Annotated in this window: 13 protein-coding genes; 4 read left to right on the top strand and 9 right to left on the bottom strand. The window is 29.1% G+C overall.

Features of this window, described 5'->3' with window-relative positions:
• Positions 1-69: 69 nt before the first annotated feature.
• Positions 70-468: an acyl-CoA thioesterase gene (locus GQR92_RS17745; protein WP_158841869.1), complete on the top strand. Its 399-nt coding sequence runs from the start codon at positions 70-72 to the stop codon at positions 466-468.
• A gap of 61 nt (positions 469-529) precedes the next feature.
• On the opposite strand, the gene GQR92_RS17740 is transcribed toward GQR92_RS17745, so the two are convergent.
• The 6 genes from GQR92_RS17740 to GQR92_RS17715 all read right to left on the bottom strand — a co-directional run bounded on the left by GQR92_RS17740 (position 530) and on the right by GQR92_RS17715 (position 4,754).
• Entirely contained in the window at positions 530-985 is a 456-nt protein-coding gene (locus GQR92_RS17740; protein WP_158841867.1) for a BLUF domain-containing protein, read from the bottom strand.
• Between the two features lie 183 nt (positions 986-1,168).
• Positions 1,169-1,777, bottom strand: coding sequence for an IMPACT family protein (locus GQR92_RS17735; RefSeq protein ID WP_158841865.1), 609 nt, complete (start codon positions 1,775-1,777; stop codon positions 1,169-1,171).
• 1 nt (position 1,778) lies between these two features.
• The gene (locus tag GQR92_RS17730; RefSeq protein WP_158841863.1) at positions 1,779-2,642 is read right to left on the bottom strand and encodes an EamA family transporter; all 864 of its coding nucleotides are present in this window, start codon (positions 2,640-2,642) and stop codon (positions 1,779-1,781) included.
• On the bottom strand, positions 2,639-3,250 hold the full coding sequence (locus GQR92_RS17725; RefSeq protein ID WP_158841861.1) for an HAD-IA family hydrolase: 612 nt from the start codon (positions 3,248-3,250) through the stop codon (positions 2,639-2,641). The genes GQR92_RS17730 and GQR92_RS17725 overlap by 4 nt, the downstream gene beginning before the upstream one ends.
• Positions 3,243-4,286 (bottom strand): bifunctional diaminohydroxyphosphoribosylaminopyrimidine deaminase/5-amino-6-(5-phosphoribosylamino)uracil reductase RibD, encoded by a 1,044-nt coding sequence (gene ribD / locus GQR92_RS17720; protein ID WP_302849616.1) that lies wholly within the window; start codon positions 4,284-4,286, stop codon positions 3,243-3,245. Before ribD ends, GQR92_RS17725 begins: the two co-directional genes overlap by 8 nt.
• A 9-nt stretch (positions 4,287-4,295) precedes the next feature.
• Positions 4,296-4,754 carry an LEA type 2 family protein gene (locus tag GQR92_RS17715; RefSeq protein ID WP_158841859.1) on the bottom strand — a complete coding sequence of 153 codons (459 nt, stop codon included), beginning with the start codon at positions 4,752-4,754 and terminating at the stop codon, positions 4,296-4,298.
• Between the two features lie 52 nt (positions 4,755-4,806).
• Here GQR92_RS17715 and GQR92_RS17710 point away from each other — a divergent pair, with 52 nt between their 5' ends.
• From GQR92_RS17710 to prmC, 3 genes are read left to right on the top strand one after another with little or no spacing between them, the layout of a single operon-like run.
• On the top strand, positions 4,807-5,298 hold the full coding sequence (locus GQR92_RS17710) for a GNAT family N-acetyltransferase (protein WP_158841857.1): 492 nt from the start codon (positions 4,807-4,809) through the stop codon (positions 5,296-5,298).
• Positions 5,299-5,301: 3 nt separating this feature from the next.
• Complete coding sequence (gene cls / locus GQR92_RS17705) at positions 5,302-6,726, top strand: cardiolipin synthase (protein WP_158841855.1); 1,425 nt, start codon at positions 5,302-5,304, stop codon at positions 6,724-6,726.
• 7 nt (positions 6,727-6,733) lie between these two features.
• Positions 6,734-7,597, top strand: coding sequence for a peptide chain release factor N(5)-glutamine methyltransferase (gene prmC / locus GQR92_RS17700; RefSeq protein ID WP_158841853.1), 864 nt, complete (start codon positions 6,734-6,736; stop codon positions 7,595-7,597).
• A 133-nt stretch (positions 7,598-7,730) separates the two neighbouring features.
• Here the strand turns inward: prmC and GQR92_RS17695 are convergent, their stop codons facing one another.
• From GQR92_RS17695 to GQR92_RS17685, 3 genes are all read right to left on the bottom strand, one after another.
• Entirely contained in the window at positions 7,731-8,045 is a 315-nt protein-coding gene (locus GQR92_RS17695) for a type II toxin-antitoxin system RelE/ParE family toxin (RefSeq protein ID WP_158841851.1), read from the bottom strand.
• Positions 8,027-8,269 carry a hypothetical protein gene (locus GQR92_RS17690; RefSeq protein ID WP_158841849.1) on the bottom strand — a complete coding sequence of 81 codons (243 nt, stop codon included), beginning with the start codon at positions 8,267-8,269 and terminating at the stop codon, positions 8,027-8,029. The genes GQR92_RS17695 and GQR92_RS17690 overlap by 19 nt, the downstream gene beginning before the upstream one ends.
• An 81-nt stretch (positions 8,270-8,350) precedes the next feature.
• Positions 8,351-9,682, bottom strand: a complete 1,332-nt coding sequence (locus GQR92_RS17685; RefSeq protein WP_158841847.1) for a sugar MFS transporter — start codon at positions 9,680-9,682, stop codon at positions 8,351-8,353.
• Positions 9,683-9,740: the final 58 nt, after the last annotated feature.

Here is a 9,740-nt window from a genome sequence, read left to right as displayed (position 1 = left end):
AAATCAATTTGCTATTGATTATTAACTATTTTTTACGTAAAATGGTAAAAACCTAATTGTTCACACATTTTGAAAAATTCATCAACTAAAACAAGAATTCGTTATTCAGAAACCGACCAAATGGGCGTTGTCTATCATGGAAATTATGCTCAATTTTTTGAACTTGGACGTACCGAATGGTTACGTTCTCTGGGGGTTACTTACAAAGATATGGAAATAAGTGGTATAATGCTTCCTGTAATTTCTATAAACTTTAAATTTATTAAATCTGCATTCTATGACGATGTTTTAACCATAAAAACTTTTCTAAAAAAAAAGCCAATGGTTAAAATTGAATTTGAATATGAAATTGTAAATCAAAATGATGAATTAATTTGTACAGGAAGTTCTGTATTGGCTTTTATGAACTCTAAAACAAAAAAGCCAACTCGTTGTCCGGATTATTTATTAAAAGGTTTGGGGTTTTAATGCTGCATTTCAATTATAAATATAGAAAGTGTCTTTTTATAATTTATAATTGAAACGTATCTTAATTCTTTTTGTCTACTGTAATTCCTTTTATTTGTTGATAGGTTAAATTATCATGCAAATAAGTGGCAACTTCTGGTAGCCTGTTAATAAGACTTTCCATAACTTCTGGGTTTGTTAAACCACTACGAACTCCGGGAATCATACTTAAAGAAGGATCGTCAAAATCTGCACAACCCATAGCCCAGTTTAAAAACATTCGTTTATCTACCAAACAATCATCAATAATTTTAAATTCGGTATGTCTAGTATCTTTACGAAGACGAGCTAAAAGATCATTAAGGTCTTTTGGTTCTCCTTCTAAAATCTGAAGAAAATACCCCTCTTTATGAATTAGCACTCCGCTAATATTATCTAATGTATTATAGGCTCTAGAATCGTGAAGTAAATCTAATAAATCACGCTTAGTAAATTCTACAGTAGCTTTACTAGTGTATGCAATACGACGTAATTTCATAAATAAGTATCATTAAAGTTTAACATAGCTATTTTACTTTTTTTTATAAAGTTACACTATATTTTATTTAGAATCAAATTAATTTTAGTAGAATATCTAAGCCGTCAATTCACATAAATTATCAATAAAATTATGGGTAAATTTTATTGACTTCAATTTTAATCTTTGTTTTGAGATGCACTTTTAGGAAACCTCCTTTACGGCTACTTTATACAAATTATCAAAAATATTAAAAATAGAATCGGCATCTTTTTTTCTAATTGAAATAATATACTCGCAATTCATTTCTAATTTCTGATCGATAATTTCTATATTTTTTTCTTTGATAATTCTCTGTACTGCGTTCATCATATCATAATTAAACGTCAGTTTATAAAAAACATTAATGGTTTTTACTAAAATATCTGCCACTTCTAAAGTAATTTGTGCAGATGTTTTATAAGCAGAAATTAAACCACCAACACCCAATTTTGTTCCTCCAAAATAACGAACAGAAACAATTAAAATATTGGTTACTTCAAAAGACTGAATTTGGCCGTAGATTGGTAAACCTGCAGAATTATTTGGTTCTCCATCATCATTTGCTCTAAACCTAATTTTTTCGATACCTAATTGATAAGCATAACAAAAATGACGTGCAGAATGATGCTTTTTACGTAATTCTTCTATACGTTCTTTTACATCTTCTTCTGATAAAACAGGAAAAGCATATCCAAAAAACTTAGATCCTTTTTCTTTAAAAAGGGTTTCTTCGGATGGTTTTTCTATAGTTTTATAAACGTCTTCTAACATATTATGCTATAGTTACTAATACGATTCCTAAAATTGCCAAAGCAACTCCTATTTTGTTTTTTAAACTAAATTTTTCTTTAAATAAAAGTAATCCAACTAAAGTTGATACAACAACTACAGATACATTATTTACCGTAAACAAGGTAGAACTCTCAAAACCTGATGTTTGCATCGCTTTAATTAAAAACACAATTGTAAAGTAGTTTGGAACTCCTAAAATAATACCTGCAATTATATTTTTAAGTCCAAATGGTTCTCTTTTTTTAAGCGATTTTATCAATAAAATAAGTAACCCAAAAAAGGCTGCAAAACCAAATAAACTTCCAGAAAAAAGAGCGGTTTCATTTTTCTGAACAAAACTTACTTCAATATATTTAAGTGTTGTGTCAATTATTCCTGAACCAAAGAAAAGTAATACTGGAAACAATAATCCAGCCTTATTTAAAGTACTTTTTTCTTCTTTTACTGAGGCTAAATAAACAGATATTAAGGCAATTAAAATTCCTAAAACCTTAAAAAAAGTAACCGATTCATCATATAAAATAACACCAAAAACCACGGGAATAACTACAGACATTTTTCCTGCAACTGAAGCTACAGAAACGCCATTTTGTTGCGCTGTATTTGCCATTACAAAAAATACAGCAACAAATAAAGCTCCTAATATTATAGCGCCAAAAAACCAAGGTTTTTCAGGGATTTCATTAAAAGAAAATGTAATTTCAGACAAACCGAAACCGAAACCAAAAGCCACTAAATAATTTACAACAATTGCTTTTAACGTGTCTATTTTATAAATATCAAAATATTTAAATATGACAAACAATAAGGTTGAAAAAAGAATGCTGAAAATTAAATAAATCAAAATAAAAGTTCTTTTTTAACAAATAACTCTGTTACCTCTTCTTGACCCGGAATTAAATTCCAAACATGAATACCTAAAGAATTTGCAGCGTCTGTATTTTCTTTTAAATCATCTACAAATAACGTTTCTTCTGCTATTAAATCATTTTCATTTAAAACAAATTGATAAATTTCTGCATCTGGTTTTCTAAAATTAATTTCGTGCGATAAATAAAACTGCTCAAAACAGTTTTTAAACTCATTATAAAACTCAGCTCCTAAAGAATCTTTAATCCAACTTATGTGTAAATCGTTGGTATTACTTAACAAGAACAATCGGTACTTTTTACTAGCTGCCAATTCTTTTATAAATTCTAAACGTCTTTTAGGAAAATCTAATAAAACGGCATTCCAAGATTTTATTAAATCCGTTTTTTCTAATCCAAATTTATCATGAAAGAAATTGATAAAAGCATCCGTTGTCATCAATCCTTTTTCGTATTGATAATACACTTCAATCATTTCATCTGTAATTTTTGTAACACCTAAAGCAGCCATTTCTCTATAAGTTGCTGGTTTATCTAAGTTGATAAAAATATCACCAAAATCGAAAATGAGGTTTTTAATCATTTATATATATTTTTAAAACATCTTGTTTAATGCTTATTTCTTCTTTTTCTACTTTATTAAAAATTGGCGCTTTTATACCTTTTTTAAATTCAGTTTCACCAACAAAAACACGTCCTTCATCCCAAAGATTCTCATCAATAAAAGTTTGTAATGTTTGTGTTCCTCCTTCAATAATTACAGATTGAATTTTATGTTTCTGTAAAATTTCACAAATTTGTGATGCTACTTTTTTAGAGAAATCTATAGTTTCTATAAATAGATCTCGACTGCGCTCGAACAGACATTCTTGCTTTTCTGTAATCACAATCGTTTTTACACTTCCATCAAAAATACTAAGGTTTTTAGAAGCCCTTAAAGTACGGTCTAAAACAATTCTTACTGGGTTTTCTCCAGACCAACTCCTTACATTTAATTTAGGATTGTCTGCAATTACCGTATTTGTGCCCACTAAAATTGCGTGTTCTTCACTTCGCCATTTGTGTACCAATTGTTGGGAATATTGGTTAGAAATCCAAACAGGTTTCTGGGCATCTTTTGTTAACGGAGCCACAAAACCATTTTTAGTTTGTGCCCATTTTAAAATAATATAAGGTCTTTTTTTATCTTGAACCGTAAAAAATCGTTTGTGATGTTTTCTACATTCGTCTTCTAAAACACCAACTATAACATTTATTCCTGCATTTATAAGGCGCTCAATTCCTTTACCAGCTACCAAACTATTAGAATCTACGCAACCAATAACAACGTTTTTAAATTGATGTTTTACAATTAAATCTGCACAAGGTGGCGTTTTGCCAAAATGAGCACAAGGCTCTAAGGTTACATAAATAGTAGCTTCTTTTAAAAGCGATTTATCTTTTACAGCATTAATTGCATTTACTTCTGCATGATTGCCGCCATAAGGCGATGTAAAACCTTCTCCAATAATTTTATTCTGATAAACAACAACTGCACCAACAGAAGGATTAGGACGAGAAGTCCCAATGCCATTTTTAGCAATTTGTAAACAGCGTTCTATGTATTTTTTATGATTGATAACTCTAAATTAAAATTTAATATTCTGAATTTCATCTATCGGATATTCACTAGAAAACCCAAAAACTTTATATTTTAAATCGCCTTTAAACTGAACTTCAATAGATTTCTTTAAAAATGAATTTAACAATCCTCCTAAAACACCATTTTTGTTATTTCCAAACACTTTTTTAGCAGGAATTACTACTGTTAGTGGTATTGTAAATTCCTTTCTTGCAGGCACTTCAAATTCATCCGAAGAAACTTGTGCAACCTCTACTCCATTTACAATTACTTTAATTTCATCGGTTGCAATCTTACCACCAACATCATTTGGGTTTGTAAAAAAAGCATTTGCTTTTAAACGGATTGTATCTCCTGTAAAACTAGTAACTGCTACATTATCTACTTTTATAAAAACAGGTTTTTCTCTTACGGAACAGCTTGTAAAAACAAGAAATAAAAGTATAAAATATAAATGGTTTTTCATCTTAATTCTTTAAAAAATTAGGTAAATTGCTCTTGCAAAAATACAGTAATAAATGACAAGTCAAGATTTTATCATTAGAGAAATTCTACCTAAAGACAATGCACAAATGGCAATGGTAATTAGAGAGGTTCTTGTAGAAATGGGCGCTCCAAAAATAGGCACCGCTTACGAAGATAAAGCTACCGATAAAATGTTTGAAAATTTTGAGAAACCAACCTCTTTTTATTATGTTATAGAGTACAAAAACAAGATTGTTGGTGGCGCAGGAATTGCACAATTAGACAATTTTGAAGGGAATACCTGCGAACTTCAAAAAATGTATTTCTTGCCAATTACAAGAGGAAAAGGTTTAGGTTCTAAATTGATAGAAACTTGTTTAGAAAAAGCAAAATCAATCGGTTTTGAAAATTGTTATTTAGAAACCATGCCTTATATGGACGCTGCACAAGCACTGTATAAGAAAAATGGTTTTATAAATCTTGATAAACCCATGGGAAATACCGGACATTATTCTTGCCCAGTTTGGATGCTAAAAAAATTATAAAAATTGATTTACGTTATTCTTTTATCGATTCATCTTTTACTATTTAGTTGGGCTTTTTACAATATTTTATATTTTGGTGTAAAACCGTCTAAATCTTTAAGCTGGATTTTAATTACATTCTTATTTCCTTTCTTAGGTGTTTTCATTTTTATTTTATTCGGAATTAATAGAAGAAAAATAAAATACTTTCAACTTAAAGAAACTAAAAAAAGGAAAAAATACATTCAAAAAAACCTAAAAAATAAAAACAATAAAAACGCAGCTATACTTAAAAATAATAAAGCGTCTAAAATATCTAATTTAGTTTTTAACAACACAAATTTACCTCTACAATTAAACAACGATGTTGTTGTCTTAAAAAACGGAAAAGAAACTTTTGAAGCACTTTATAAAGCAATTAAAAACGCTACATCCTTTATTCATTTACAGTATTATATTATTGAAAATGGAGAAATTTTAAATAACATAATTACGTTATTAGAACAAAAACGAAAAGAAAATGTAGAAGTGCGTATTTTATACGATTCTTTTGGTAGCTTTCAATTAAATAAAAAAACCAAACAACATCTTAAAGAAATTGGTGTAGAAATCTACCCAGAAACTCCTTTTAAATTAGGTAGTTTTATTTTTTCTTTAAATTATAGAAATCATAGAAAAATTGCAATTATAGATAACAAGATTGGGTTTACAGGTGGCGTAAATATTTCTAATGAATACATAACAGAAGACACCAATTTAGGCATATGGCAAGATACACATATACAAATATCTGGTTGTGCAGTAGCTAATTTACAAGACACTTTTTTAAAAGATTATTACTACGCAACGGATATCGATTTAAGTGAAAAAGAAAAATACAACACCGTTTTTAATGCAACCGGAAACACTAAAATACAAATTGTTTCTAGCGGTCCAGATTACAAACAGCCTGTTGTAATGCAACAATATTTAAGCCTTATTAATTTAGCCGAAAAAAGTATTTGTGTTTTAAATCCTTATTTTATTCCTACATATTCTATTTTAGAAGCTTTTAAAATTGCTGCATTAAGCGACATAAAAGTTACTTTATTATTACCTAAAGTAACAGATTCTAGTATTGCAACCTATAGCATGTACTCTTATTTTGAAGGTTTGCTAAAAGCCGGAGTAGACATTTATTTAAGGGACGATTTTTCGCACAGTAAAGTGATATTTATTGATGATGAAATTGCCTCTATAGGTTCTACAAATTTTGACTGTAGAAGCTTTGAACATAATTATGAGTTAAATGCCTTAATTTTTGATGAACAAGTTACTTTAGAAATTTCTAAAGAATTTAACGAAAGAAAAAAATTAGCTACTAAAATAAATCTAGAAGATTTCTTAAATAGATCTAACAAACAAAAAACTTTTGAACGTTTCGCTAGATTTTTAAGTCCATTATTATAAACTATTTATGACACTCCAGAATTTTCGTATTTTTTTTAACAGTGAATTATCTGCTATTTATCCAAAGACAGAAATTGATGCTTTCTTTTTTTTGTTGATTGAAGCAAAACTGAACTTACAAAGAATAGATACTGTAATGAAACCCGATTTTTTAATTACTAATGAAGCTTTATCAGAATTAAAAGAGATTGTAAAAAGATTAAAAACAGAAGAACCTATACAATATATTTTAGGTGAAACTGAATTTTATGGATTGCCTTTTAAGGTGAATGAAAACACTTTAATTCCGAGACCAGAAACTGAAGAATTGGTAGAATGGGTTATTAACGAGACACCAAAATTAAGAATCAAGAACCAAGACAAAAAACTAAAAATTCTAGATATTGGTACTGGAACTGGCTGCATCCCTATTTCTCTAGCTAAAAATTTAAAGAACGTAACAATTTCTGCAATCGATGTTTCATCAGAAGCTTTAAAAGTAGCACAGCAAAATACTCTTTTAAATAACGTTCTTATTTCTTTTTTAGAAATAGATATTTTAGAAGCAGCAAAATTACCAGAACAATATGATATTATTGTTTCTAACCCGCCGTACGTAAGAGAATTAGAAAAGGTAGAAATAAATAATAATGTTTTGCAAAATGAACCTCATTTGGCTCTTTTTGTTGATGACAATAATCCACTTATTTTCTATAAAAAAATTGCTACTTTGGCGAAACAACACCTTACTAAAAACGGATTGTTATTTTTTGAAATCAATCAATATTTAGGAAAAGAAACTGTAGAAATGTTACAGAAACAAGGTTTTAAAAACATCGAATTAAAGAAGGACTTTATTGGAAATGATAGAATGATAAAAGCGAATGTTTAGAATGTTGTTTTGTATGGTTTGTTTCCTGTTTTAAGTAACTAATTTAGTAAATAAAAACAGAATAGAAAATTTGTGATAATTTTCATAAATAGGCAATAACCAAACAATAAACTACAGATGGTACTGTGTAACGTTATTTTTCATTCTCCAAAATTTTTAAAAGTTTTTTCGGATTTTGTCGATTATCCCAAAAGGCAGTAACTAATATTTTTTCATCAGTAACTTTGTAATAAATACTAAAATTTCTTAAAGAAGCAATTCTAACACCATTAAAATCAGTTAACTTATAAATAAAAGGATTTTCAGAAATCTGTAAGGTTCTATCTGTAACTAATTTCAAAAGTTTTTTTGAAAATCTATTCGATTTATTCTTTTTAACCCAATATTCTAAAATTCCCACGAATTGAATGTCAGCCGTTCTTGTCCAAACTATATTGCGTTTAGCCATTCAAGATTCCTTTTATTCATTGCTTCTTGAGAAATGAGTTTTCCAGTTTTTATATCATTTTCACTCATTTCCAACATTAACTTTTGCTCATTCGTTAATTCTACGATTTCTAATTCAGATTTACTTGATGAAATTAGTTTATCAAGAGCTTCTAAAAAATCTTTATTGTTAATCGAAAGAATTTTGTCAATTAATCCGGTTCTTATTTTGTCAACTGTTGCCATATTATTCCTTTTATAATTCAAATATCCGATATTCTATCGGTCTTTCCTAATGTTGTACACCCCCTTTTCCCCCACAACAATCTACCCTTTTTTCAAACCAACTTTATGTCCGCCAAAAGCATAATAAAGAATAATGATATAACAAGGTAACAGAATCCAATATCCAAAAGAAGATGCTTCTGCCAATGCATTCACTTCATTTACGCCAGATATTATTAAATCTTCTTTTTTGTTATCGACAATAAAACCATACAATGGCGGAATAATAGCGCCACCAGAAATTGCCATAATTAACAAAGCAGATCCTCTTTCTGTAAACTTACCTAAACCTGTTAATGCTAATGGCCAAATTGCGGGCCAAACCAATGCATTTGCAATCCCTAAAGCCGCCACAAAAAGCACCGATGTAAATCCGGTTGTATACATAATACAAAAAGAGAATACAATACCTAGAATTGCACTTGCTTTTAAAGCGAAAGATTGTGTAATATATTTAGGTATTAAAAAGGCGCCTAAAGCATAGGTTGCAACCATTGCCATTAATGTGTAGGTGGTAAAAAACTTAGCTTGTTCTACAGGAATATCTAAAGAAATTCCATAAGAAATAATTGTATCACCGGCAATTACCTCAGCACCTACATATAAAAACAATGCTAAAACACCCAACCATAAATGAGGAAATTGAAAGATACTCGTTTTGGTTTTTTCTCCAGATTTAGAGACTTCAATTGGTTGTGCTTCTACATGTGGTAAAGGTGCTTTTCTAATTAAAATACCTAACACAAATAAAATAACAGCCATTACAATATAAGGCGTAACAACACTATCTGCCATCGTATCTAATAAACTTGCTTTTTCAGCTTCGTCTACAACATTTAATTTGTCTTTAATTTCTTTTATGCCTGATAATAAAATTGCTCCGAAGATTACAGAACCTAAAGATCCTGCTACTTTATTAGCAATTCCCATAATTGAAATACGTTTTGCAGCACTTTCTATAGGTCCTAAAATAGTGATGTAAGGATTAGAAGCGGTTTGTAATAAAGTCATTCCGATTCCTTGAATAAAAATTGCCGATAAAAACATCCAATAAGTTCTTGCTTCTGCTGCAGGAATAAACAATAAAGCACCAATTGCCATTACAATTAAACCTAAAGACATCCCTTTTTTGTAACCAATTTTGTTAATTATATAAGATGCAGGCAAAGCCATTACCACAAAAGAAATATAAGATGCGGATGCTACTAAATAAGACTGTGCATCAGTAAGCTCATTAATGGTTTTCATAAACGGAATTAACGCTCCGTTGATCCAAGTAACAAACCCGAAAATAAAAAATAACCCTGCAATAATAAGAATAGGAATAAGTGTATTGTTTTTTGTTTCGGACGGCTGCTGAACAGTAGTAGACATAAAAGGTATCTTTTGATTATTTATAATAAAAATGAAATATACGTATTCCTATATTAAA

The organism is Polaribacter sp. L3A8 (assembly GCF_009796785.1).
Classification (GTDB): domain Bacteria; phylum Bacteroidota; class Bacteroidia; order Flavobacteriales; family Flavobacteriaceae; genus Polaribacter.
Note: the sequence above shows the minus strand (reverse complement) of the source record. Positions and strands in the feature narration are given on the sequence as shown.